1 pseudogene is annotated in these 328 nt (G+C 68.0%); it reads left to right on the top strand.

The window, feature by feature from the left end:
- Window positions 1–328: pseudogene (locus tag P0G09_RS16605) on the top strand (SMP-30/gluconolactonase/LRE family protein); the annotation flags it as partial.

The following is a 328-nucleotide window of genomic DNA, read 5'->3' as shown; positions in this document are numbered from 1 at the left end:
AGGTCGGTGCGGACGGCAAGGTCTACTTTGCCGTGGTCGGGCAGGAGAGAGCGGAACAGGGGCTGGAAATTGCCCTGCGCACCGAGCTGCTGGCCCACACCGGAACAGGTGCGGTATACGTTTATGAACCCGCTGCCCGCACCGTGGAGCAGGTGGTGGGCGGCATTGCCGGAGCGTCCGGCCTTGCGCTGGACGAGCGCACCCAGACCCTCGACATCTCCGACCTCGGCAGCCGCTGCATCTGGAGCGTTGCGGCCACTGCCCGCGGCCTGACTGCAGGGGGCAAGGGATGTCAGAGCAGCTTCAGCGGGCTGCCGGGCTTTCCCGG

The sequence above is a fragment of the Faecalibacterium sp. DFI.5.82 genome (genome assembly GCF_029076575.1).
Lineage (GTDB): Bacteria > Bacillota > Clostridia > Oscillospirales > Ruminococcaceae > Faecalibacterium > Faecalibacterium duncaniae.
This window is presented reverse-complemented; position numbering and strand designations above follow the sequence as displayed.